The sequence below is a fragment of the Winogradskyella forsetii genome (assembly GCF_013394595.1).
GTDB classification, from domain to species: Bacteria; Bacteroidota; Bacteroidia; order Flavobacteriales; family Flavobacteriaceae; genus Winogradskyella; species Winogradskyella forsetii.
In genome coordinates, this window is the sequence record NZ_CP053348.1 from 3,635,517 (window position 1) to 3,660,018 (window position 24,502).

The window sequence follows — 24,502 nt, forward strand, 5'->3', positions numbered from 1 at the left end:
TTACTGAGTTGATGTATTCAGTTTGATTTGAAATGCTTCGTTAAGCAGCTTGTTTTATAATTCTATTTCAAATCTTTGATCATCAAATTGAGCTCACAAGATAATAATAACGTCGATGCTTCAAAAATATGACATTCTAAGGAACATACGCTATAACTCTCCGAATCGAATCTCGATGTTAGTTTTGCGTTAGAAATGATAGTACTTCCAACTTTAGGACAAGAAAACGCAGTCACTTTCTTAATGGCACTAATAAAACCAATCAATTTGGCGCCTTCTCCATCTACATCATCATCATCAAAATAGCTTTTACCAACAATTGAGGAACAGGTCTGTGCGGCATTTTCCACCAAACCCATTTCATTAAAATAATTATGCTCTACAAAAAGATTATCTTCCTTAATTAAAAAAGAAGCCGAAACTTCTTCATCAGTTAGAAGTAGAATCTTGTCTAACATTAAAAATGGTGGACGATGCGGTAAAAAATTTGATATTTCAATTTTTTCAAGATCAATCATTAATTGGCGATAACAGTTTTCATTGTACTTGAGGCTATTTTTTCTTTTTTAGCATTGGTCACCGTAATCTCTACTAAAGTAACACCCATAAATTCCTGTATAATATGAGCTTCGGTTTGTATGGTTTCATTTAATTGCGGAAGCCTTGAAATTTGGACATTTTTAATAGAACCAATGTAACCTGTTGGAGCAGGTTGTCCTTTTAAAAAATAATCATAACCTGTATGAAGCGCCACGGTTTGTGCCATGTTCTCAATTAATCCAGACTCTGATAACGTATCGTTTTCAAAAAAAATATTGCTTTTAGAAATTTTGAAGGAAGACATCAATTGCGTATCAGAAAAACCTAATAAGGCATCAACCATTACAAAAGGTGCTTTTTGGGGTATTAAATCTGTAATATCTGTGATTGGCTTTTCTAACATCATATTAGCATACAGTTAAATGGGCGTAAGCATAGGAGAATCGACCACTTTCTGGTACAGATAGCATTATCTTATCGCCTTTTTTTAATCGTCCGGAACTCATTAATTCTTCAAGCATTAAATAAATGGATGCCGATCCCACATTCCCTACTTTACTTAAATTAGTAAACCAACTACTTTCAGGGATATTCAAACCACTTTCCTTAATGCGCTTTTTTAATTTATCCGCAAAATAGTATGACGAAATATGAGGTAGAAAATAATCAATATCCGAAGGGTCTTTGGATTGTTTCTTAAAGACCATTTCCATACTTTCAACGCCTTTTTCAATGACATTCTTTTCTAAAAGCTTCACATCTTGCTTGATAGAGAATATGGACTCTTCCAGCCATTGTTTAGAACTGTATTCTGTCCAAGATTTAATGGAACCATCTTCAAGTTTTTCACCTCCAGAATACATGCAGGTTTCTAATTCGTGCGCAAACGAATAGCTTTCTACCCAATCAATTTTTAAGGAGAGACTATCGTCATTTTTTTTGTTTTGCAATAACATGGCTCCTGCACCATCTGATAGCATCCAGCGTAAAAATTCTTTTTTAAAGGCTATAATAGGTAGTTTTTCTAAACTTGCCAAGGAGTCTGCTTCCTCCTTAAACTTATTTGCCAATATTTTAGTCGATGCTCTTTCTGAGCCTGTACAAACGGCATTGTTGGAATTTCCTGCTTTTACAGATAAAAAACCAAATTTAAGTGAGCTCATACCTGCGCAACAAATCCCTGAAGCGGAGTTGATCTCTAAATTTCTATTGGCTAACAAACCATGAACCATGGCTGCGTGAGAAGGTAATAATTGGTCCGGAGTTGATGTACCACAACACAACAATTCCATATCATTTTCTGTAAACGAATCGTCAAATAGGTTTGAAATCGCTTCTTGGGTTAGTTTTGCATTAGAATGGGTAAATTCGCCGTCTTTATTAATGGCATAATAACGTCTTTCAATACCATTATTTCTCAATACAACACGTCTTGCTTTAGAAGGCTTTCCATTAATTTGACCCAACACGCTTTCCATCTCATCATTACTAATGGGGTCATTAGGTAAAAATTTTGATACTCTGGTTATGTAAACGTCCTTCATTTTAACTCCTTCTAATTAATTTCAACAGATGAATAATATTTTTTATCCCTTTTTATCTTTCCGTACATAGGAATATAAGTCAACAAAAATAGGATAAAAACCAAAGGAGCAATAATCCAAATGGCAAATAATAAGTAATAGTTGAATATTTTTTCCCAAAACATGCGCTTTTCCTTACTTTCTTTTCCTTTGGCATAAATCAGTTTGGCCCATTTACCAAATAATATATTAGCACGCTTATCCGCTAAGACCAAAAAAGGTTTTATAACAACGGCTTTTTTTCTGAGTAGATTGTTCTGGAGATTATCAAGATTATCTTTAGTAATATGTTCTAAAATGACCTTACCAAACTTTGAAGATTCGTCAATATCTTTTTGAGAGACACCTGGTTTAGGAAAAACACCTAAATAGTGTTTCTTTTTACCCGTAAACATCCATTGCACTATAGTAATAACGCTAATATGATTGATATGTCTGTCAACTAATGCAATATTACCCACTAATTTAGAATTAGATTCTTTAAGTAAAGTCTTTACTTTTTCCTGAGCCATTATCCACATATTTCTAGCGCCGATTACAGTAATTACTGGTGTGGTGGCTAGTAATTTCTTAGCCTCAGGAGAAGTCAAAAATGATGTTGCCGGAATGGATGGACTTAAATACCAAACTGCATACCCAAAAATGATTACATCGAATTTTTGATTTAAGATAGTTTCAGGAATTGGATTTATTTTTGATGGTATTTGAAGAAAAGACTCGGCAAATACATTAAAAAACGCCATTTTTTTCCATGGAAAAGGAAACGGTGTCTCCATTTCAATTTGATGATGAATAACATTGATATCCTTGTTATTTGCAAGTGGCCTTGCTATATTATTCACAATTTCGGTTAATTGTCCAGACTGCGAATAATGTATCACTAGAATGTTCTTCATCTTATTTTTTATTTACATTCCAAAAATCAAAATAATTAAACCATTGCAACGGATATTTTTTGAGCATCCATTCTAAACTTTTGGTATAATCTTTCAATAATGCTTGTGCATCTTTGTTCTCTACTGTGGACGTTCTGGCGTAAAGATGATAATGTTTTCTAGATTCCTTTAGCACGTAAACAAATAATACTGGCACTCGTAATCGGGAGCCAATAAGAAACGGTCCTGCCGGAAACTTAGCTTCTTTACCCAACAATTCTTGCGTCAAATATTTTGAGCCTTTAATATAGCGATCTCCAGTAATACAGACAATTTCGTTTCTCGTCAATGCTGCATTGATTTCAAATATATGGGAAAGATCCTCTTTGATAAGAATAATTTTTATATTCGATTTTTTTACGATCGTATCGAGATAGTTCTTTATTGCCGTATGCTCAACGTCGGTGGTTAGTAAATTTATAAAATCCCTATCTTCCAATTCCCCAAAAAAGTGTTCGGCTATTTCAAAATTGCCCAAATGTGCGCTGATAAGTATACCTCCTTTTTTCTGCTTTAGTACGTCTTTAATATTATCAACGCCATCATAATCATAGGTGAATTTAGATTTTAATCCCGAAGAAATAGCAATTTTATCTATGATGGTTTGCCCAAAAACAAAATAACTTTTGTAAATACTGACTAGACTTTTTAATCTTGAATATTGGAGTCTTTTCCGAAAGTAGTAATAGGAAGAGGAAGTACTGTCCTTAGCAAAAAAACAGAAATAGAAAGCGACAAAATACAATACAAAATAGGCTGAAGGTAATCCTAGTTTTTTAATACAAAATATAAATATTTTATAACCTAGAACTGTTCCCCTGGACTTTCCTTTCCATTCCGCAGCCATATATTTTTTTAAGTAAGATTATTTAAGCTTGTTTTCAATAAGATTATAAAAATCTTCAAGCACTACAACATTAACAAAATCCTCTCCTACTAATTTAACGCCAAAATTAGATTCAACAGAGACAACAAGATCAACAAAATCCAAACTATCAAGATCAAGAGTTTCTTTCAGGTTTGCTTCTGGAGAAATGTCTTCAGATTCAACTTCAAATTCATCTATAAGAAAGTTGTTTATTTTTTCAATAATAACTTCTTTATTCATCTTTATTCTTTATTTTTTTTATAATTAACGCCGAATTGGTTCCACCAAATCCAAAAGAATTCGACAAAAATACATCAATTTTTTTATCCAACGTTTTGGCAACTAAATTTAATTTTGCTGAATCTTCATCTGGCTCTTCCAAATTTATATTCGGCGCAATAAAATCATTTTGCATCATTAGCATAGAATAGATAACCTCACTTGCTCCTGCCATCCAGCATTCGTGACCTGTCATTGATTTTGTAGAGCTTACATAAGGGCCGTTTTCCCCAAACACTTTAAAAATAGCTTTAGCTTCGTTAGCATCACCGACAGGCGTTGAAGTGGCGTGAGCGTTTACATAATCGATTGCGCTACTATCAATATTTGCCTGTTCAATAGCTTTTGACATCGCTCTTGAAGGGCCATCAACATTTGGTGTCGATATATGGTCTCCATTTGAAGAAAAACCGTAGCCAATTATTTCTCCTAAAATAGGTGCCCCTCTTTTCACGGCAGATTCATAACTTTCAACAACTAAAGTTGCTGCACCTCCACTAGGCACTAAACCATCTCGGTTTTTATCAAATGGACGTGATGCTTTTGCTGGCTCTTCGAGGTTGATAGCAAACACACCCAAACCATCAAAACTGCCCATGGCGAACTTATTTATTTCTTGGGTTCCACCACAAATCACACAGTCTTGTAAACCGCTTTTTATAAGTTGGTACGCCATACCTATCGCATGAGAACCACTAGCACAAGCGGCACTTATTGTAAAATTAATGCCCTTAAGCTTAAAAATGGTTGAAAGATTCATGGTTGCTGAAGAATTCATCGCTTGAAATATCGCACCCGAACCAACCAAAGCAGTATCCTTTTTTTCTCTAATAATATCTACGGAATTTATAACGGCTTTTGAGGTACTATCATTGCCATAAAGAATCCCCACTTCATTTGCATCAAGGAAATCTTGAGATATTTTTGCATTTTCCAAGGCTTCAATAGTCGCTACATAAGCATAAGCGCCTTCCTCTCCAAGACTCACTCGTTGACGTCTTGACAATTGCTTTTTTAAATCTGGTTCTTCAACCATACCCGTTAGTGGCGAACGGTATCCGAAAGGAATTCTCTCTTCGTCAATTACAATTCCAGATTTACCATTATATAAAGACTCCTTAACTTCGTCCAAATTTTTACCGATACACGAATATATTCCCATTCCAGTGATTACCACTCTTCCCATTCCAAACTTTATTTAAGAGTAAAGACCTCCATTAATATTTATGACTTCTCCAGTAATGTAAGAGGCATTTTTAGAAGCTAGAAAAGACACTAAATGTGCCACTTCTTCTGGGTTACCAAAACGATTTGCTGGGATCATTTTTTTTAATTCCTTTTCATCTAAATCACCAGTCATATCCGTTTTAATGAATCCTGGAGCCACAGCATTTACAGTAATGTTACGTTTGGCAATTTCTTGAGCCAAAGCTTTGGTTGCAGCAATTACAGCACCTTTTGCGGCAGAGTAGTTAGTTTGACCTGCTGTTCCTTTTAAGCCAGAAAGCGAAACCATATTTATAATTCGTCCATACTTTTGAACCAATAATTTTTGAATCAAATGATTGGTAACATTGAAAAAACCGTTAAGACTGGTATTAATCACATTGTTCCAATCGTCTTGGCTCATCCACATAAACAGACCATCTTTTGTGATGCCTGCATTGTTTACGATCACTTCTATAATAGAATTTTTATTGTTGTCTAGCCAATTATCTAATGTAGATTTAACAGCTTCATTATTTACAACATCGAACTGCAATAATTCACCTGTTCCTCCAGCTTCCGTTACGGCTTCTAAGGTGTCTAAAGCGGCTTGTTTGTTGTTTTGATAGTTAATTAAAATATGATAATCAGAGTCTTTTGCCAGTTGTATACAAATTGATTTGCCAATACCTCTAGAGCCTCCTGTTATTAAAGCACATTTGGTTACCTGTTCTTTTTCGTTCATTTAAAATATACTGATTATTTTGTTGTATCAACAAATAATTCAACGTTTTGGTACCATTTTCCACCTAATGGTTTCCCGTCAGTATCCAAAAAGCCCCATTCTTTATCTTTCTTTACACGAGCTAACCCGTTGTGAAATCCTTTGATATTATTTTTACTAAAAATAGAAAAACCTCCTGCGGTTATATCGTATTCAGCGGCAATAATTGTTTTACCTGATTCTTCTATAAAACCCCATAATTTTTTCTCTTTTACAGGAGCTAAACCACTGGCTGAAAACGTTTCAGCATCTCTATAGATATCATCTACGACCTTTTCTCCTTTCTCGTTAATATAGCCCCAAAGTTTTTCATTAACCGCAGGTGCCAATCCATTATTAAATGCTCTAACTTTTTTGAAAGTCGGCTTAATAACCCATTCGCCTTTATTATTGACAAATCCCATTTGTTTATCACTCCGCGCATAGGTTAAATCAGAATCATCCGTAAAGTCCCAAACTTTATCCGCTCCACTAATAATATTGAGTTGCTTATCAACTACAATACCAAAAGATTCCCCTTTTCTAGCGCCGACACCTTTGCTATTATAATCGCCTAACTCATCATATTCCAACGGAATAAATATGTTGCCTTTTTTATCTATCATTCCCCAATTATCATCATTCCGAACTCTTGCATAACCATTGACAAATGGTTTGATAACATCGTAAGTAGGTTCTAGAATGAGTTGGCCATCAGTACCTAAAAGCCCTAACTTTTTATTGCTTCTATACAGAGCGACACCATCCTCGAAGTCATAATATTTCTCAGTTACTGGTGTTTTTAATTTTTCTCCTGAAGGATTAACATAATTCCATTGATCATCTTTAAGCACTAAAACAAAACCGGAATTAAAATCTTTTACTTTATCGTATTCTGGTTGAAGCACCCAGTCACCACTGGTATTAATAAGTCCCCAATGATCACCTTGAAACGCTGCGGCATACTTTCCCGAAAAGCTCGCTGCTTTTTGAAACTGAGGTTTTATGGCATACTCTCCTGACTTATTGATATAACCGAATAAATCATTTTCCCTAACCAATGCTAATTCTTGTGCATTAATTGAGAAAATACTTTGTAGAAGTATGACTAATAATAAGTGTTTAGTTTTCATGATTTATATTATTTTGTTTAACAATTCTCAACTTTAACACCCTTGTCATCATCCTTAAGGGAGGACTATTTTTTTATTAAGACTGTTTTGTCACACAATGTTATTTTTGTGATCCATGATAAATGCTTTTACCTCATTTACATAAGGATACATAACAACGTCTTCCGTAAATATAGGAACTAATTTTCGGATTTCATCATACATTTTCTTCGTTTTTGAAGATACTTTGTCTTGTGCGTTTAAATACTCAATGGCCTGTATAATGGTGATCATTTCTATCGCAACAACTTCAAAAGCATTCTCAATAACCTTTTTTGTAATAAGAGCCGCATTAGTTCCCATACTCACAATATCTTGATTGTCATTGTTATTAGGAATACTATGCACATACATTGGATTAGATAACATTTGGTTTTCTGCCGTAGTAGAAGTTGCCGTAAACTGTACACCTTGCATCCCAAAATTTAATCCTAAAGTTCCAAGGTTTACAAATGCAGGAAGTATTTTATTAAGACTAGGATTTAGTAAATAATTTAATTGGCGTTCTGCTAACATGCTCATTTTAGTAACGACCAATTTTAGCTTATCCATTTCTAAGGACACATAATCGCCGTGGAAATTCCCGCCATGATATACATGTTGTTTTTCAACATCTACAATTGGGTTATCGTTAGCAGAATTTACTTCCTCAAATAGAATACGTTCAATATTATTTAAGGTGTCTAAAACAGGCCCTAATATTTGAGGCACACAGCGCAACGAGTAATATTCCTGTACTTTTTCTTCAAAAACCTTAACATCTGGGTTTTTGTTATACAGAAATTCTTCACGCTTTCTGGTGAGCTTACTATCACTGAGATGCGATCGCATTTGTTTCGCTATTGCTCGCTGTCCTTTGTGCTGTTTTGTTTGGTTTAACTCTAAGGACAGATGATCATCATAGGCTTCTACAATTTCATTGATTGCAGAAGAACATAAAATAGCCCAATTCAATAATCGCCTTGTATTTATGGTGTTTACAATACCAACACCAGTCATTACCGAAGTGCCATTCATTAAGGCTAATCCTTCTCTTAAAACAACCGAAATTGGTTTCAATTCCTCTATTTCAAAAACGGCTTTAGTAGATTTCAGTTCACCTTTATAAAACACTTCACCTTCACCAATTAGAACTAAAGCCAAATGTGCCAATTGCACCAAATCTCCACTGGCTCCAACACCTCCATGCTCATAGATTAAGGGAATGATGTTACGGTTAATTAATTCGGTCATTAATTCAATAACCGATTTATGAACTCCTGAATGACCTAAGGACAAGGTATTAAGTCTTGCCAGCATTGCTGCCTTTACGTACTGAGGTTGTATTGGATTTCCCGTTCCAGATGCATGACTTCGAATGAGATTATACTGTAATTTTATGCGGTCTGTATCGGCAATCTTGTACTGTGCCATAGGACCAAACCCTGTATTTACACCGTAGATGGTTTTGTTTTCTGAAAAATCCCTTAAAAAATTGAAGCTATTTTCAATCGTCTGAAACACAGAAGTTTCTATTTCGATAGGGTTATTTTCAAAAATGACTTTGTAAAATTCTTCAACACCTAAAGTTCCATTCAGTTTTAACATCTATAATATCGTAATTTAATAAAAATAGTAAAGTTTTTGTGGAATGCAAATTTAAAATAATAAATGAATCTTAACGATTAAAATAATGAGTAATACTATTATAGGTGTTTTAACTCGTATTGAAGATCTGTTAGACCGTGTTGTTGTGTTTTCGGCAAAAAACAATTATTCTTATTTGATAGAAGCAACATTCCATGGCTCATGGATTGCTAGCGAAAGCGAGTTAACACTAAATCTCAACTGTTTTTAAGAAGCATAAATATAAGAACGCTTTATTCGTATAAATGCAAATATTTTGAAAACTTCAGAAAAAATATTAAAATTTTTGTAATGAATTTTAGTCGAATAATTTTAGGGTAAAACCTTTTTATTGTAAGCAGTGTACCTTTCTAGTGACGCGTAAGGAAAGATTCCAAGGCAAATGAATCTTTTTTCATCATTTATAATTTAGATCACTTCAATTATACGGAAGCCAAACTAGTGCAATTATTGGTCAACCAAAATATGTTGGTGTCCATAAATTCAAATAGATCAAAATGGTAATGATTATTTTCAAAAAAGATTTTATGACCATTTTCATATCGCTATTCAATCAACAAAATACTATTGCAAAGAATAGCTTAAATTCTTAAGAAACTATAAGACAAAAACAGCTATAAAATTGGATTCCTCCTCTATTTCGTATTTGTCGCTTTTCAAATTACTATTTAACCATAAAACCATCAAATTGTCAAATAAGAACATCATCGATTATAGAAGTACCTAGTTTTTGCTCAATGTAAAAAAATTTGAATTCATAGAAAATAATTCAACTATTCTTATTGAATTTTACCCGAGCAGTATCCTATCATACTTTTTAAGCTTTAAATCTCAAAACTTGTACAACTTGAATAATTATTTTAAGAGAAACTGATGCTATTATCAATATCGAATCCTATCATTTGTTCTTCAACCATTCAGAACAAGCTCTAGTCCAAGAGTGAGCAGTCTCATCTCTTCCCAAACCAAAACCGTGGCCACCTGTTTCGTAAATGTGCATTTCTGAAGGAACATCGTACTGTTTCAAACCTAAGTAATATTGAATGCTATTTTCTACAGGAACCGATTTGTCATCAGTAGCATGTACTAAAAAAGTGGTTGGTGTATTAGCATCAATTTGTGTTTCGTTAGAAAATACTTCAATCGTTTCTTCTGATGGTGTTTCTCCCAATAAATTGACTTTAGACCCTTGATGTGTTATTGTATCTTTCATCGAAATCACTGGGTAAATCAATATTGAAAAATCTGGTCTTGCACTAGTTTTATCTTCTACTTTATAAACTTCCTTATCAAATTGAGTAGATAATGTTGCAGCCAAATGACCTCCAGCTGAAAAACCCATGACACCTATTTTAGCTTTGTCGATACTCCAATTATCTGCAGTACGTCTTACATATCGCATTGCTCGTTGAGCATCTAGCAATGGGCCAATGCTTTTATCTTTCATTATGGCATCGTTTGGCAATCGGTACTTTAAAACAAAAGCCGTGATGCCGAGTGTGTTTAACCACTCAGCTACTTTATAGCCTTCTTTATGGATTGCTAAATGATGATAACCACCTCCTGGACAAATAATGACTGCTGTTCCGTTTGGTTCTTCTGGTTTAAAAACTGTTAATGTAGGAATACTGACTTGCTCTAAACTAGAAATTACAGAGTCTTTTATGATTTCAATTTCTTTAAATCCGGAATTTTCTATGGCGTTTGGAATTTTATCGCTCCATAGTTGAATGACTTCACGGTCTTTTTGAGCAAAACAACTGAGGAAACAAAAGCAGCTTATAAATAGTATATATTTTGAAATTAATGTCATGCTAATTGGTTTTAGTGAAAGCCTCAAAACCTTCAACTTTTTCATTTAAAGCATTGACGGCTAATTTTGCGACTTCTGTAGCTCCGAAAACGGACAAGTGTGTATTGTCTTCTTTCCCATCAGGAAAATATGAAACTTCATCTGGTTTATAGTGTAAATGCAATTTTTTAGAGCCTTCAACGCCATAGGACTCTTCCATTTTTTCGGTTATATACAACAGATCGATAAATGGTACATCATATTCTTGTGCTACCAAACGCGTTTCCAATGGATAAGCGCCGTGTGTATCAATTAAAGTTCCTTCTTCGTTAAATTTTCGTCTCACTATAGAGGTGAATAAAATTGGTATGGCGCCTTTTTCACGGCTTTCTTCTACGAACTTTATTAAATTATGTCTGTACGCTGTATGTGGATTGGTATAGCGTTGAGGATTCGTCAATTTTTGGTCGTTATGTCCAAATTGAATAAACACGTAATCACCTTTTTCCAATTGTTTGTAAACCGAGTCCCATCGCCCTTCATCGATGAAACTTCTAGTACTTCTACCGTTCGTTGCATGATTTTTCACCGTTGCCTTATCGTTCAAAAACTGTGGTAAGAGTTGGCACCATCCTCGTTCAGGATTTTCTTCTGGATTAATTTTATCTGACATCGTCGAATCTCCGATGGTGTAAATGGTAATGTTCTGTTTTTGTTGTTCTGTTTCAGCCGGCTTTTCTTCTTCTTTACACGATAGAAATACCACTAAAATTAAAAGAAAATAGGCTTTAAAATGTTTCATACCATTCTGTTTTAGATGTTTTTTTATCGTTACCCAATACGTTTTTAAGCGAGTATTTTTGAGCTTCACGCTTTTTTAATTGATGTGACCAACTGACCCTTTTTTCTGGTTTAAAACTTTTACCAAAATTTTTATATTCTCCATAAAACGTGGTTTTTTCAGCTTCTGGTTTAGACCAATTATGCCAACCTTCGGGCAAAATATGGTCTCCTAAATCACAATTTACAAATACGGTTTGTGCATAGATGCGCCAAGGTCTTCCCAAGTAAACTTCATCCACACCATCATCCGCTGTAAGTTTACAATCTTTAAACACATATCCAAAGAGTGAATCTTTCGATGTCGAAGCTGCTGTTATATAGGAATTCTTTTTACTGTGAATTTGGCAATTTTCGAAAAAAGCAGTTGCACTTCCGAAGATAAAATCGGTGGTGCCTTCAATATAACAGTCTTTATAATACTGCTTCCCTTTTCCTGAGGCATACAAGGTATCTTGATTGCCTAAAAGTTTGCAATTAACTATAGCAACTTCATCCGAAAATACCGATAGTGCCACTGCTTGTCCTACTTCGCCAGACGTATTTTCAATAGTTAAATTTTTAAGCAGCACATTGTTCGCTTCCACTAAAAGCGTGTAGGTATGAAACGTACTGTTTCTACCTAAACCTATTTTATTAAAATAATCATCGTAAGTAATGATGGTATGTTCTTTACTTTCACCTACTAAAGCTAGGTTTTGATTCCACTCGTGGATTTTCACCTTCTCTTTGTACACACCATTCTTTACAAAAATGGTTATTCTATCATACGGAAAGGCTTTAGTGTTATTTATAGCCTCAACAATAGATGTATAATCGCCACTTCCGTCTTGTGCGACGACCATATTAAACCCATCTTTTGGCCCTTTTATGTCTGAAGGATTATATTTTTTCTTCCATGCTGGATAACGATCCAATACCTTTTGAGGGTCACTTTTATACCAGGCATAACCATTTCGGCGCTCTTCTCCGATTTCGGCTAAGGTCGCTTTTTTAATGCCATCTCTATCAGAGAAAAAAGGCGTATTATCATCCAACTCCATAAAACGTGCCCAAATAGCTGGCGCATTTTCATCAGGCACCATTTTTTTACTTATAGTTTTGCCTGCATCATTAAAAACCCTCTCTTTTCTCAATCCAGTAATTTTAGTTTTTTCAAACCAAGCAACCGCACTGTTGATAGCCGTAATGATTTCCTTGGAAGGATTTTCTATGGACATTAGGAGTAAAGTGATATTGGCAGATTCTGCGCCACTTAACGAAGGCAGCTCATAAGCTCTAGCTTTTGCAGGTTCTAATGTAATTGCGTCATGTTGTGCACACCAAGCGGTTAATACGCCATTTTGCTTGTACTGTGTTTTGAGGATACAATCAACGCCTTTTTTAAACGCCTCGTTTATTGTTTCTAATTGGGATTTTGAGGGTTTTATTGCATAATAATCGGCATTGTCTTTTAGGTTTTTTAGCAAATTCATGATGTTAATCATGGAATCGTCGTTGTACGTAATATGCGTGTAATAGCCTTTTTTAAGTGGATAAAATTGTGGCCAACCACCATTATCGTATTGTGCTTCTAAAATATAATCCAGTCCTTTTAAAAAGGCATTTTTATAGGTTTCATCTTTCGTTTGTGCATATATTTTTGACAGGAACACCATTTCTTGAATGGTCGCGCCATTATCTGTTGTGGCACCTTCATTTGTTATTTTCTTTGCTAATAATTCTTCCTTTTGTGCTTTTGAAAGTGAATGATGCATCTGTACATTTTTTGGCCAGCCACCAATATTTCGTTGATAAAGCAATACATTTTCTGCGATTTGTTTGGCTTCAGAAGTAGCAAACCATGAAGCTTCTTTTTTATGGATAATTTTTCTCCATGATTGATTATGGACTTGGGCATATACATTTGAACCGACAACTAAAGTGAAGGCTAAGAAAACCATTAGTTTTAAGTTTTTTATAGGCATATTATTTTAATTTCAAATTTGTTAAAATCTCAATCTTCTTTGTTTCTAACTTCAGACACATCACCCAGATAATTACAAACAAAGGATCTTGAATAGTCAAAGTTCACCTTTTCTATTTTCTATTATAGCGTATCATGGCTGAATTGCTTTACCTCCAATACAAGCGTTATCGAAAACTTATTTTTTATCATTTTGTAAACCGTATCCAATCAATATCCAAACTGCCTGAGTCATTAATAACACCTTCACGCAAAGCTAAATAGCCTATTTTAGAGCCTATCCATTTGCCTTCCCTGGCTTTGAACTTAGTACCTATGGGTTTAAAGTTTTTATTGTCCAAACTATAGAAAAATTCACAAAGTGCACCTTTGCTAACTTTAACTTGAAGGTAAACTGTATTAGCGTCTAACTTAGTTTTATCGGTTTCAGTTTCGGCTTTATCTTTATCAGCATCTTCACACATGACTTGAGATAGAAACAAATTCCCTTCCTCTTGTTTTAATCGAATATAGCTGTAATCTAATCCCATAATCAAAAAACCCACTTCTTCATTATCGTGCCGAGCATTGAAGGTTAGTTTTGTTGTTGCTGTAAATTCTTCCGCTGGAAATTTTTGCAATAACAAATTGGAAACTGGATGCAAATTAACGACATCATCTGGCTTTGGCCTGCAATACATAGTAAAATGTCCCATAGACGTTGGAAACCCATAATACACTTCAGGATTTGCTTGCCATTGCCACTGTAAACCTAACTTGGGTTGGTTAAATTCATCCGAATCTGGTGGTGTAACGATTGGATGAGGTTTACCAACATTCGGTTTTTTGAATTTGGCAACAGGCTCTCCAATACCATCATTATTTTGATCCACTCCCATCACTGGCCAATCGTTTTTCCATGTCATCGGCTGTAAATGTACAATACGACCATAAGCACCTTTATCTTGAAAATGAAAAAACCAATCTTCACCTGTCTGAGTCGTTACCCAAGCCCCTTGATGCGGACCGTTAATTTCTGTATTACCTTGATGCAAAACTTTCTTTTTTTCATAAGGGCCGTAAATGGATTTTGATCTTAAAATGGTTTGCCAGCCCGTAGAAACGCCTCCAGCTGGTGCAAAAATATAATAGTACCCATTTCGTTTATAAAATTTGGGCCCTTCAATAGTCGATTCGTCTTTATGTCCATCAATAATCATAACCTCATCATCATTGGTTTTGGTGCCTTCTGCATTCATGGTTGCAATCACCAATAAGCTTTTAATTCCGGCACGACTACCTGCAAATGCATAGGCTAAGTATACTTTTCCATCATCATCCCAAAGTGGTGTTGGGTCAATGAGTCCTTTACCTCCTTTTACCAAAACAGGCTCTGACCAAGTTCCTTTTGGGTCTTTGGTTTTAATCATATAAATCCCAAAATCTGGATCTGGATAATAGATGTAATATTCATCTTTATGATAGCGAATGCAAGGTGCCCAAACGCCATTGCCGTGTTGCGGTCTATTAAAAACATCTAACGGAACTTGTTTTGGCAATGCATAATTTATCAATTCCCAATTCACTAAATCCTTAGAATGTAAGATGGGCAAACTTGGCGAACAGGTAAATGAGGATGCCGTCATATAATAATCATCACCAACCCTAACGACATCTGGATCTGAAAAATCTGAATGCAAAATTGGATTCGTGTATGTGCCATCTCCATTATCGGACACCCAAACGTTTGATACAAATTTATCTTGAGCTGAAAGGCTCAAAAGGTTAAGCGTAAGTATTAAGATTAAAATATGCTTCATAATTCAATAACTCGTTTTTCAAGATTACTTTTAATTGCGGCTTCAATAATTTGTATCACTTGTTTTGCTTCATTAGCTGAAACTGGTAAGGGTTTGTTATTCAAAATAGCTTCTGAAATTCCATCGTAATAGGTCATATAATCGCCAATTTCTGTATTTACAGATTGTTTATAAGACTTACCCTCTTTCATAATATGTAAAAGGCCTTTTTCAGATTCAGGTTCAACGCCCCAATTATTGGTGTTAGGTTTTAATTCTTTCTGAAGTTCCGTTTCCTGAATATCGGCTTTCGATTTTATAAACGACCCTTTTGTACCGTGAATGCTATAAGCAGGAAGTGGTTCTCGTACAAAATAACTTGATTTTAAAGTCACATATTTAGAATCGTAATACAATTTAACATCAAAATAATCGCCTACCTCAGAATTCTCTCTGAACGAATCGAGAGAAGCAAACACACGTTTTGGCATACCAAATAATTGTAATGCTTGATCAATTAAATGCGAGCCTAAATCGTATAAACTGCCTACACCTTCTGTGGCTGTTTCTTTATGGGTTTTATAGCTTAATTCTGGTTCAAATCTGTCGTAATGGAATTCTGCTTCAACAATGTCACCTAAAACCCCTTGTCCAACAATTTTTTTGACAGTTTTAAAATCACTATCCCAACGTCTGTTATGATATACTGAAAGTTTAACCTTATGTTTTTCTGCTAATTCAATTAATTCTTGAGCTTCAACAGCAGTTACCGTAAACGGTTTTTCGACGACCACATGTTTTCCAGCTTCAATTATTCTTTTGGTAAAATCGTAATGGGTGATGTTTGGTGTATTTACGATGACTAAATCAATGTTATCGTCTTGAAGCAATGCTTCCAAGGACCGAAACGTTATAATATTTGGATATTTTTTCTCGGTCAGATTTTTAGTCCGTTCTAAAACACCATATAAATTGAAGTCAGGATGCACATCAATAAATGGGGCGTGAAACAGATGTCCGCTCATCCCGAAAGAACACAACGCTGTAGTTATTAATGCCATTTGAGTTTGATTTAGTTCTAGATACCATTATGATGCCGAAAAGTTTTCGGGAACTTATACCTTGGAACTGACTGTTTGAAATTATTTTATTTATCCAATTCTAAAGCAGCCATAATAAAAGGCCCAGTTCCTTTTGGATCGTTAGATCTAATGATTTCACCAATATAATATTCAAACGATCCGTCTCTGTAAGGATCACCTCCCAAACCTGCAACGCCACAACATTTGTTGAGATTAACGACGCCATTGTCTTCAACTGAAATAAATTCATCCAATATACCTTGAAATCCTTTTTTTGCATTTTCCATATAGACCTCTGGAAGGTACCCTTTGTTCACGCCTTTTGCTAAAGTATATGTAAACATGCTTGTTCCTGTGGCTTCGAGATAATTGCCTTCTCTTTCAGGTAAATTAAGGACTTGATACCAGGTTCCGCTTTCATCTTGGTAATTTACAATTGCTTCCGCATATTGGTTAAGATACTTGATGATTCTTGATCTGCCTTCGTGATTTTCCGGTAAATAATCCAACACATCAACTAATGCCATGCCGTACCAACCCATACCACGAGACCAGAAATGCTGTGATAATCCTGTGGTTTTATTGGCCCATTTTTGTTCTTTACTTTCATCCCATCCGTGATAATATAATCCAGTTTCTGGGTCTCTGCTATGTTTTTCAATTAAATCGAATTGAAGGACGATTTTATCATACATTTTTTGAACTTCATCACCTTCCATAAATGCTTTTGTGTACTTAGCGTGAAACGGTTCTGCCATATACACACCATCTAACCACATTTGATTAGGATATCTTTTTTTGTGCCAATAACCACCTTCTGATGTTGTTGGCATACCTTCTAACTGCTTATGAAGTGTATCCATTGCTTTCCTAAATCTTGGCTCTTGTTTTTGATTATACACATAATAAATGGCGTCTCCAGACTTGATCATATCCAAATTGTAATTACTTAGTTTATATGAATTTATAGAGCCATCCTCGTTAATCATTCTGTCGGCATACTCATAGATATAATCATATATCTTTTCGTTATTGGTCTGATCGTATACTCTAGACATGGCCTGCAATACTAATCCGTTGGTATAACTCCAATTTGGTTTTTTTCTGAAATCGAGCAATGTTGGATCTGGAAAACGTTTAATTTCCGACAGTGCCATACGTTCGGACCATTTGATCGTATCTGAAATTTCCATTTCAGCTTTAGGCGCTTCTTCTGTTTGGGTTTGCTTCTTTTCTTCCTTACAACTGGTAAAAAAGCTCAATGCTAATAGTATAATGAGTGTTAAATTTTTCATTTCGATTATTTATTGTTTTTCGTATTTCTTAATGACTAAATATTTTAAATCTGTATCACCTACATTGCTAATACCATGCATGCTGTTGGATGGACAATACAAGCTTGTATTTGCTTCAACTACCATTTCTTTTCCATCTAAATAAAACTTTGCTTTACCTTCTAATACATAGAAAAATTCATCTTCAGGATGCTGATGTGGCGCATGAGTTGATTTCCCTGGTGCCACTACGCTCATCTTAAGCGTTCTTCCGTCTAAAAAATCTTTGTCTGCAAACCAATATTGATAGCCCACTTTTGTGGGAATGGCTTTGTCTTTGGAAAATGTGTTTACACATTCCTCAATGGTAAATGTTTTGTCTTGTGCATGAGTTATTTGAAAATTCAATAGAAGCAGAAATACACAAATCGTTTTAATTGCAGTCTTCATTATAATGAATTATTTGAATTCAATTCTGAAAGCAAGCCATCTAAATAAGTTAAAAATTCCTCCTCTGTTTTAATGCCATCAACTTCCTGTTCCCAAGCTCCTAAAAAGTAAAATGAAACTGGATTTGTGGTCGGTTTAAACTCGATTAAATAATCATCTTCCCCTTTTTTGATGTCGGAAGTGGTTTCAACTTCATAAAAAATCGCCATTCCTAAATCGTCAGGTACTAAGGTCTGCTCACCATAAGTGGCAATATAAGCCCATTTTTTATTCGTGCTTTCCTTTGTGAAATAATTGACGCCATGATCTACGATTCCTGTAACAATTCCCTCAATAGCCTTTGAAGGCTGAATGGTATGTTTTGTATACCGTTGGTCTGGACTAATACTTAATGTCGATTCTAAATCGATTTTGTCATCATCCGTTTTCCAGCCAATATAATTTATAGTTACAGAAGATTCGGTAGCATTATTTTCTATAGAAGCAAATGTAGAATCAACATCTTTAAAGTGCATTACTTTTTCATTGACCAAACGACCTAAAGAGCCAATGCCTAATCCGCTACCTACTTTTAAGATATCTTGTCCCCAAGGTTCAGGTTCATGATACGAATCAAAACCATCTTGACCGACTTTAGACAACACCATGGTGTCGGTCTTTTTTCCGAAGATATCAATTGCATTTCGCCAATCTAAATATAATCGGTAACCTATTTTATTACTTTCCCAACCAGGACCTTCATAACGTATGTACCAAGAATGGTCGGTGTGATTATCTGGAACTCGCAATTCTTGAACATTTTTGAATGAAGTACCACCATCATATTCTTCATGACCTCTCGTGCCATCAATCCATTTGCCTCCTTCTGCTATAGAAATTTCAGCATATGTTTTTGATGTTTCCACCACTTCTTTCTCTATTGAAATATCTTCTTTATTTTCCTCTTTTTTCTCTGATTTACAAGCTATAATTGAAGTGGCGCAACATAGCGCGATTATAAATTTTAGTGTTTTCATTCTTTATTATTTTTAAGTGTTTTGTCTAAAAATGTTGTGATGTAATTTACGGTGTCAGTAAACCAAGGATGGAATAACCAAAACGTATGAGGACTGTCTGGAAAATTTTCAACTTGGTTATAAATATCGTGTTTGTCTAAAATTTGAATCATCTCTTCACGTCCTGCTTGAAAACGTTCGTACTGACTACTGATGAATAAAATTGGCGGTGTGTTTTTATCAACATGTGTCAATGCTGAAGCTTCTTTCCAGATTTCGGGTTTTTCTTTTGATGTGCCACCCAGCCACCAACTTGCCATTTTTCCTTCACTGGACTTAGGGTGAATGAATGCTACGACGCCATCTAAATTCACAATAGCTTGCACAGCGGTTGATGAGCTATGTTCTGTTTGTTGTTCAAACTTCGGATTGTGGTTGGTTGTCCCAACCAAGGTTGCCATCTGTGCTCCAGAAGACGTTCCTAGAACAGCAACTTTCGTCGTGTCAATATGAAATTTTTTTGCATTAGATTTAATATATTGAATAGCTTCTTTAACATCATAAATGCCTTCCGGATATTGTGCTTCGTCGGATAATCTATATTCTATGGCAAAGCATGAATAGCCTTTTGAGGCGATGTATTCTGCCATGGGTTTCATGTGGGATTTATCTCCAGATTTCCAGCCTCCTCCATGTACCAAAATCACTGCTGGATTATTTTCAGAAGTATTCATAAAAGCATCAAGATACAGCCTTCTATTTTCTAATGTTTTATATATAATATTCTCAATTTCAGATACTTTTTCAAAATTTTGTGGTTTTACAATGTCTATCTGAGGAAACTTCTTTATGTATTTGTGATATGAATTATTAACTGTATAAGAGGTGTCTTTTTGAATATTTTGTAAAGCAAACAAGGTTGAAGAGCTCAACATTAAGAAAAGGTAAAGTATGGCTATCTTATACATGATTGATTTTGCTTTAAAATTAAAAAAACAAGCCTGATCATTTTCATCAGGCTTATTTGAAAACAAATTCCTGCTATTAATCAATTTGCTTAAGGGGGTTATCCATTTAAATTTTTAGATTTATTCTTTAATTTTTGGTGGGCTTTGCATTAATGAGCCATTAATATAAGTGTCTATAAGTTTTAAATTAGAGACATGTTCTAGAGAAAAAGCTTCATCTACCTTTTCAATAATCACGTTCTTTAAGGTCACGTTAGTTATTGGGGACTCTTCATAACCTTTTGCCAAAATACCATAATAACCGCCATTTTGAACTTTCACGTTTTCGAGATGTATATTTTTAATTACGGGAATAAACTCTCCAGTTTGGTTGGTGTAGGTTGCGTAATGCATGTTTAATTTTAACACCGCTTCTTTTACTTGTCCGACATTAACATTTCTTACATATACACCATCAATTGTTCCGCCTCTTCTGGAGTTGGTTTTTAAACGAATAGCTCGGTCCAGGTTTGGACTGTTCATTTCGCAATTTTCAACATATACATTAGTCACTCCAGCAGACATTTCGCTACCGATAACAACACCACCATGACCATCAATCATCTTACAATTTTGCACGACGATATTTTCGCTTTTAATAGCCACTCTTCTACCTTCTGCGTCTCTTCCTGCTTTTATAGCGATACAATCGTCACCAGTATTAAAGGTACAATTTTTGATGATTACGTTTTTAGAATATTCTGGATCACAACCATCGTTGTTAGGGCCATGACTTTCGACTGTGACACCGTCAACGATAACATTATTTGATTTAAATGGATGAATAATCCAAAACGGTGCATTGATGATTTTTACACCTTGAATTAAAACACTATTACATTCGTAAGGCTGCAAAAAGGTTGGTCTTAAATAGTGCCCTTCGCCAAAAACACGCTCATCTAAAGGTGTTCCATTTTGTCCCATCTCCATTAACCTTGGAAGATTAAGACTGTCCTTTTGTTGCGGCATCCCTTCTTTCCAGCCATACGCCTCTTTGCCAACCCATTTCCACCAGTTTTCATTGCTTGCCTGGCCATTTAACACACCTTTACCGGTAATGGCAATATTGGATTTTTTGTTGGCGTAAATTAATGGAGAATAATTCATCAATTCCACACCTTCATAAGATGTCGCTACTAAGGGATAGTAGTCCTTTGGATTGGTACTAAACAAAATTTCCGCTCCTTCTTCTAAGTGTAAGTTGACATTATTATCTAAATGTATAGCGCCTGTTAGGTATTTCCCTTTAGGAACCAAAACTTTTCCGCCACCCTTTTCTGCACATGCAGCAATTGCATTTTTGAAAGCTTCAGTGTTATAAGAAACACTATCTGGCTGGGCTCCATAGTCCATAATATTAAAAACAGTATCTGGAAACTCAGGTACTTTAACACTAGCTACAACTTCGTTCATTGCCTCCCAAGGTCCTTTCATTGATGTTGTTTTTGCCTCCTTCTCATTTTTACAAGCTAACAAAGCGCAAGACAAAATCACAAAACCAAACAGCAAACTATTGATAAACCCTCGATTTTTGAGATCTTTAAACCTAAATAATAGAACCATTTTTTAAAATTATTTTTAATTTATGTAATCGATTACCAAACCTAAAAAATTTAGTGGTATAAAACAAGTTTTTAACGCTATAAATTAAGACGAATATTAATATATTGATTTTAGAAATGACTTTTATAATTAATAAAAAAAAAGTTTTAAAAAAAACTATAGTTAGAAAATTGATATCAGACAGTGAATTTAATACCGAAAATCATTGTCGAATCAAATAAGAACCTATATTTATGTAATCGATTGCAAAACTAAAAATAATGAAAAAATTATTACTTTTTGTGAGCACATTATTTGTGACTATACAAATATATGCTCAAGCCGTTACTATTACTGAGTCTTCAGGCTGGTTAGAATCAGCCTTTGTAAAATGGCTTCCAGTAGATGGTGTGGATAGTTACAATGTTTATTATACCGGAGGTGGCCTCACTGACCAAATCATAGACACACAACTTATTCGTAGCTATGGTAGCTATTATCGCGCTGATATTTTAGGGCTTGCTGCGGGCATCTATACAGTTAAAATTGTTCCCGTTACTGCTAATGTTGAAGGAACAGCTACTGTTTCAAATAGTGTTACTGTTTTAGCTAATGATAGAAATGGTTTTGCACATAGTGATAGCCGTATTCCAGGGGCTTACAATCTTGACGGAACCCTTAAATCCAATGCGGTGGTTATTTATATCACTGAAAACACAAAAAACACCATTTCGCTAAATGTGGTTGGAGCCACTACAAATCCATGTATTGGGCTTCAAACTATTTTAGATGGTTTTAAAAAAGGGGATGATGATCGTCCGTTGGCCATTAGATTAATCGGAAATATCACTGATTTAGATTATATGTTAAATGGTGATGTTGTTATTGAAAATGAAAACAATGCTAATGGCTCTATAACATTTGAGGGTATTGGTGACGATGCACTTGTCAATGGCTGGGGACTTCGAATAAAAAGAGGTTCGAATATAGAAGTCCGAAATCTTGGATTTATGCTTACGGATGCCAATGAAGGCGATAATATAGGATTACAACAAGATAATGACCATGTCTGGATTCATAATTGTGATTTGTTTTATGGAGCTGCTGGTGGCGATGCAGATCAGGCCAAAGGAGATGGAGCAATGGATTGTAAACGCTCTACTTATGTGACTATGTCATATAATCACTTCTGGGATACTGGAAAAAGCAATTTGTTAGGATTGAATGAAAATACAACCTCAGGATTGTATATTACTTATCACCATAACTGGTACGATCATTCAGATTCGCGCCATCCAAGAGTTCGATTCTATTCGGCTCATGTTTATAACAACTATTTTGATGGTAATGCTAAATATGGAGCTGGTTCCACAGAAGGTTCTTCTCTTTTTCTGGAAGGAAACACATTTCGCAATTGTAAATACCCAATGTTGACGTCACAACAAGGCACCGATGTTTTTAATGGTTCTAATGGAACTTTTTCTGGTGAAGATGGTGGTGTTATAAAAGCATTTAATAATGATATGACTGGTGAAACACGTTTTGTAGCTTATGATGCTGTGAATTATCCAGTTCAATTCGATGCTTATTTAGCCACAACTAGAAATGAGGTTATTCCAACTAGTATAACATCGTTTCAAGGAAGTAATACTTATAATAACTTTGACACTGACCCAACTTTATACATAAATTCATTAACAGTAGATAGTCCTGTTGTGGCGAAAGACAATGTTATGCAGTACTCAGGACGTGTTTCGGGTGGTGATATCAATTGGACTTTTGATAGTCCTGATGATGATACATCTTATGCCATAAATACAGGATTGTTGGCCCTTTTAACTTCATATTCAACCACTTTAGTGTTTATACAAGGAGATGTACCTGCTGGTAGTACCCATACTTTAACAATTCCTGACAACAATAATCAGTGGGTTGATGAAGGCACAGCAATTACCGACATGATTTTTACGTGGGGAGGAGATGCAACAAGCGCCTCTGTTTCAGGATTACCTGCGTCTGGTATTGATTATAGTTTAGATAACACTGCGAAAACTGTAACTGTTTTCGGTACACCAACAGAAAATGTAACGATTTCGATAACTACTGTTGGAATAGATGGAACCCCTGTAACTGGTGAAGGTAGTATTAACATCAATGGAATTCCAAGTGGTGATGAAATACATAATTTTACAGCCTCTGGACTAAATAGTAATTTCTACACCTTTACTAATGCTAATATAAATTCAAATCCTGGTTCAACAACTTATGATGGACTAACACTAACGGAGCGCTTAAAAATTGAATCCGCAACAAATATTTTATATACCACAAATTCAGTCTCTACGTTAACCCTTGTATTCGACCCTGCATTTAGTGGTAATATAAAGGTTGATGGTGTAACACATTTCGCAACTGATGGAGTCCTTACCTTACCAAATATTGTTTCTGGAAATCACAATATTACCAAAGGAAATGTGGCAAACCTATATTATATAAAAAGTGAATTTACTTTAGGCATAACAGAAACCGGTGCTTTCCAAAAATTGAAATTATACCCTAATCCTGTTTCAGACTTTTTGAATATCTCTTTACCTGATTCTGTGATTGAAGACATAACGATCCATAATTTAACCGGTCAATTAATAAAAACTAAAACTGGAGATTTAAGAGTGTTGGACTTAAGTGATTTAAAAAGTGGAATCTATTTTCTAACCCTAAGAACAACTAAAGGCATCGAAACCAAAAGGCTTTTAAAGAACTAAGTATTTTTATAATTAAGCATAAAAAAGCAGTATTGAGACCAT

Annotated in this window: 22 protein-coding genes; 2 read left to right on the plus strand and 20 right to left on the minus strand. The window is 34.9% G+C overall.

The features are described 5' to 3' along the window. Window positions 1–62: 62 nt before the first annotated feature. The 10 genes from HM987_RS15675 to HM987_RS15720 all read right to left on the minus strand — a co-directional run bounded on the left by HM987_RS15675 (window position 63) and on the right by HM987_RS15720 (window position 8,933). Window positions 63–518 carry an ABC transporter permease gene (locus tag HM987_RS15675; RefSeq protein WP_179008974.1) on the minus strand — a complete coding sequence of 152 codons (456 nt, stop codon included), beginning with the start codon at window positions 516–518 and terminating at the stop codon, window positions 63–65. Continuing rightward, window positions 518–946, minus strand: a complete 429-nt coding sequence (locus HM987_RS15680; RefSeq protein WP_306293669.1) for a hypothetical protein — start codon at window positions 944–946, stop codon at window positions 518–520. The genes HM987_RS15675 and HM987_RS15680 overlap by 1 nt, the downstream gene beginning before the upstream one ends. 1 nt (window position 947) lies before the next feature. Next, complete coding sequence (locus HM987_RS15685; protein ID WP_179008975.1) at window positions 948–2,084, minus strand: beta-ketoacyl-ACP synthase III; 1,137 nt, start codon at window positions 2,082–2,084, stop codon at window positions 948–950. A gap of 11 nt (window positions 2,085–2,095) precedes the next feature. Beyond that, window positions 2,096–3,019 carry a dialkylrecorsinol condensing enzyme DarA gene (locus tag HM987_RS15690; protein ID WP_179008976.1) on the minus strand — a complete coding sequence of 308 codons (924 nt, stop codon included), beginning with the start codon at window positions 3,017–3,019 and terminating at the stop codon, window positions 2,096–2,098. Window position 3,020: 1 nt separating this feature from the next. Continuing rightward, the gene (locus HM987_RS15695; RefSeq protein ID WP_179008977.1) at window positions 3,021–3,905 is read right to left on the minus strand and encodes an LpxL/LpxP family acyltransferase; all 885 of its coding nucleotides are present in this window, start codon (window positions 3,903–3,905) and stop codon (window positions 3,021–3,023) included. 18 nt (window positions 3,906–3,923) lie between these two features. Beyond that, a complete protein-coding gene (locus tag HM987_RS15700; protein ID WP_178987426.1) occupies window positions 3,924–4,166 on the minus strand; it encodes an acyl carrier protein in 243 nt (80 codons plus the stop codon). Further along, window positions 4,159–5,391 (minus strand): beta-ketoacyl-[acyl-carrier-protein] synthase family protein, encoded by a 1,233-nt coding sequence (locus HM987_RS15705; RefSeq protein ID WP_179008978.1) that lies wholly within the window; start codon window positions 5,389–5,391, stop codon window positions 4,159–4,161. The genes HM987_RS15700 and HM987_RS15705 overlap by 8 nt, the downstream gene beginning before the upstream one ends. A 12-nt stretch (window positions 5,392–5,403) precedes the next feature. Then, window positions 5,404–6,156 (minus strand): 3-oxoacyl-ACP reductase FabG, encoded by a 753-nt coding sequence (gene fabG, locus HM987_RS15710; RefSeq protein ID WP_179008979.1) that lies wholly within the window; start codon window positions 6,154–6,156, stop codon window positions 5,404–5,406. Window positions 6,157–6,170: 14 nt separating this feature from the next. Continuing rightward, window positions 6,171–7,307: a WG repeat-containing protein gene (locus tag HM987_RS15715; RefSeq protein WP_179008980.1), complete on the minus strand. Its 1,137-nt coding sequence runs from the start codon at window positions 7,305–7,307 to the stop codon at window positions 6,171–6,173. A gap of 90 nt (window positions 7,308–7,397) precedes the next feature. Beyond that, window positions 7,398–8,933: an HAL/PAL/TAL family ammonia-lyase gene (locus HM987_RS15720; RefSeq protein WP_179008981.1), complete on the minus strand. Its 1,536-nt coding sequence runs from the start codon at window positions 8,931–8,933 to the stop codon at window positions 7,398–7,400. 85 nt (window positions 8,934–9,018) lie between these two features. Here HM987_RS15720 and HM987_RS15725 point away from each other — a divergent pair, with 85 nt between their 5' ends. Then, window positions 9,019–9,183, plus strand: coding sequence for a hypothetical protein (locus tag HM987_RS15725; RefSeq protein ID WP_179008982.1), 165 nt, complete (start codon window positions 9,019–9,021; stop codon window positions 9,181–9,183). Window positions 9,184–9,870: 687 nt separating this feature from the next. Here HM987_RS15725 and HM987_RS15730 read toward each other — a convergent pair. The 10 genes from HM987_RS15730 to HM987_RS15775 all read right to left on the minus strand — a co-directional run bounded on the left by HM987_RS15730 (window position 9,871) and on the right by HM987_RS15775 (window position 21,590). After that, the gene (locus tag HM987_RS15730) at window positions 9,871–10,785 is read right to left on the minus strand and encodes an alpha/beta hydrolase (RefSeq protein ID WP_179008983.1); all 915 of its coding nucleotides are present in this window, start codon (window positions 10,783–10,785) and stop codon (window positions 9,871–9,873) included. Between the two features lies 1 nt (window position 10,786). After that, a complete protein-coding gene (locus HM987_RS15735; protein WP_179008984.1) occupies window positions 10,787–11,566 on the minus strand; it encodes a rhamnogalacturonan acetylesterase in 780 nt (259 codons plus the stop codon). Next, entirely contained in the window at window positions 11,553–13,571 is a 2,019-nt protein-coding gene (gene pelA, locus HM987_RS15740) for a pectate lyase (protein ID WP_218645596.1), read from the minus strand. Before pelA ends, HM987_RS15735 begins: the two co-directional genes overlap by 14 nt. A gap of 187 nt (window positions 13,572–13,758) precedes the next feature. Then, on the minus strand, window positions 13,759–15,369 hold the full coding sequence (locus HM987_RS15745; RefSeq protein ID WP_179008985.1) for a glycoside hydrolase family 43 protein: 1,611 nt from the start codon (window positions 15,367–15,369) through the stop codon (window positions 13,759–13,761). Further along, complete coding sequence (locus tag HM987_RS15750) at window positions 15,366–16,409, minus strand: Gfo/Idh/MocA family oxidoreductase (RefSeq protein ID WP_179008986.1); 1,044 nt, start codon at window positions 16,407–16,409, stop codon at window positions 15,366–15,368. Before HM987_RS15750 ends, HM987_RS15745 begins: the two co-directional genes overlap by 4 nt. 86 nt (window positions 16,410–16,495) lie before the next feature. Continuing rightward, the gene (locus HM987_RS15755) at window positions 16,496–17,725 is read right to left on the minus strand and encodes a glycoside hydrolase family 88/105 protein (RefSeq protein WP_179008987.1); all 1,230 of its coding nucleotides are present in this window, start codon (window positions 17,723–17,725) and stop codon (window positions 16,496–16,498) included. A gap of 9 nt (window positions 17,726–17,734) precedes the next feature. Beyond that, on the minus strand, window positions 17,735–18,154 hold the full coding sequence (locus HM987_RS15760) for a cupin domain-containing protein (RefSeq protein ID WP_179008988.1): 420 nt from the start codon (window positions 18,152–18,154) through the stop codon (window positions 17,735–17,737). After that, window positions 18,154–19,170, minus strand: coding sequence for a DUF4861 family protein (locus tag HM987_RS15765; protein WP_179008989.1), 1,017 nt, complete (start codon window positions 19,168–19,170; stop codon window positions 18,154–18,156). Before HM987_RS15765 ends, HM987_RS15760 begins: the two co-directional genes overlap by 1 nt. Continuing rightward, on the minus strand, window positions 19,167–20,117 hold the full coding sequence (locus HM987_RS15770) for an alpha/beta hydrolase (RefSeq protein ID WP_179008990.1): 951 nt from the start codon (window positions 20,115–20,117) through the stop codon (window positions 19,167–19,169). Before HM987_RS15770 ends, HM987_RS15765 begins: the two co-directional genes overlap by 4 nt. Before the next feature lie 120 nt (window positions 20,118–20,237). Next, window positions 20,238–21,590 carry a glycoside hydrolase family 28 protein gene (locus tag HM987_RS15775; RefSeq protein WP_306293670.1) on the minus strand — a complete coding sequence of 451 codons (1,353 nt, stop codon included), beginning with the start codon at window positions 21,588–21,590 and terminating at the stop codon, window positions 20,238–20,240. A 389-nt stretch (window positions 21,591–21,979) separates the two neighbouring features. On the opposite strand from HM987_RS15775, the gene HM987_RS15780 reads away from it, so the two are divergent. Continuing rightward, window positions 21,980–24,460 (plus strand): pectate lyase family protein, encoded by a 2,481-nt coding sequence (locus HM987_RS15780; RefSeq protein ID WP_179008992.1) that lies wholly within the window; start codon window positions 21,980–21,982, stop codon window positions 24,458–24,460. The last annotated feature ends 42 nt before the right edge of the window (window positions 24,461–24,502 follow it).

Bases quoted from the DNA above. Each gene is read 5' to 3' on its own strand.
- HM987_RS15695 (WP_179008977.1), bottom strand. From the start codon at position 3,905: ATGGCTGCGGAATGGAAAGGAAAGTCCAGGGGAACAGTTCTAGGTTAT.
- HM987_RS15685 (WP_179008975.1), bottom strand. From the start codon at position 2,084: ATGAAGGACGTTTACATAACCAGAGTATCAAAATTTTTACCTAATGAC.
- HM987_RS15680 (WP_306293669.1), bottom strand. From the start codon at position 946: ATGATGTTAGAAAAGCCAATCACAGATATTACAGATTTAATACCCCAA.
- fabG (WP_179008979.1), bottom strand. From the start codon at position 6,156: ATGAACGAAAAAGAACAGGTAACCAAATGTGCTTTAATAACAGGAGGC.
- HM987_RS15770 (WP_179008990.1), bottom strand. From the start codon at position 20,117: ATGTATAAGATAGCCATACTTTACCTTTTCTTAATGTTGAGCTCTTCA.
- HM987_RS15730 (WP_179008983.1), bottom strand. From the start codon at position 10,785: ATGACATTAATTTCAAAATATATACTATTTATAAGCTGCTTTTGTTTC.
- HM987_RS15700 (WP_178987426.1), bottom strand. From the start codon at position 4,166: ATGAATAAAGAAGTTATTATTGAAAAAATAAACAACTTTCTTATAGAT.
- HM987_RS15765 (WP_179008989.1), bottom strand. From the start codon at position 19,170: ATGAAAACACTAAAATTTATAATCGCGCTATGTTGCGCCACTTCAATT.
- HM987_RS15745 (WP_179008985.1), bottom strand. From the start codon at position 15,369: ATGAAGCATATTTTAATCTTAATACTTACGCTTAACCTTTTGAGCCTT.
- HM987_RS15705 (WP_179008978.1), bottom strand. From the start codon at position 5,391: ATGGGAAGAGTGGTAATCACTGGAATGGGAATATATTCGTGTATCGGT.
- HM987_RS15760 (WP_179008988.1), bottom strand. From the start codon at position 18,154: ATGAAGACTGCAATTAAAACGATTTGTGTATTTCTGCTTCTATTGAAT.
- HM987_RS15720 (WP_179008981.1), bottom strand. From the start codon at position 8,933: ATGTTAAAACTGAATGGAACTTTAGGTGTTGAAGAATTTTACAAAGTC.
- HM987_RS15750 (WP_179008986.1), bottom strand. From the start codon at position 16,409: ATGGCATTAATAACTACAGCGTTGTGTTCTTTCGGGATGAGCGGACAT.
- HM987_RS15755 (WP_179008987.1), bottom strand. From the start codon at position 17,725: ATGAAAAATTTAACACTCATTATACTATTAGCATTGAGCTTTTTTACC.
- pelA (WP_218645596.1), bottom strand. From the start codon at position 13,571: ATGCCTATAAAAAACTTAAAACTAATGGTTTTCTTAGCCTTCACTTTA.
- HM987_RS15725 (WP_179008982.1), top strand. From the start codon at position 9,019: ATGAGTAATACTATTATAGGTGTTTTAACTCGTATTGAAGATCTGTTA.
- HM987_RS15780 (WP_179008992.1), top strand. From the start codon at position 21,980: ATGAAAAAATTATTACTTTTTGTGAGCACATTATTTGTGACTATACAA.
- HM987_RS15735 (WP_179008984.1), bottom strand. From the start codon at position 11,566: ATGAAACATTTTAAAGCCTATTTTCTTTTAATTTTAGTGGTATTTCTA.
- HM987_RS15775 (WP_306293670.1), bottom strand. From the start codon at position 21,590: ATGAAAGGACCTTGGGAGGCAATGAACGAAGTTGTAGCTAGTGTTAAA.
- HM987_RS15715 (WP_179008980.1), bottom strand. From the start codon at position 7,307: ATGAAAACTAAACACTTATTATTAGTCATACTTCTACAAAGTATTTTC.
- HM987_RS15675 (WP_179008974.1), bottom strand. From the start codon at position 518: ATGATTGATCTTGAAAAAATTGAAATATCAAATTTTTTACCGCATCGT.
- HM987_RS15690 (WP_179008976.1), bottom strand. From the start codon at position 3,019: ATGAAGAACATTCTAGTGATACATTATTCGCAGTCTGGACAATTAACC.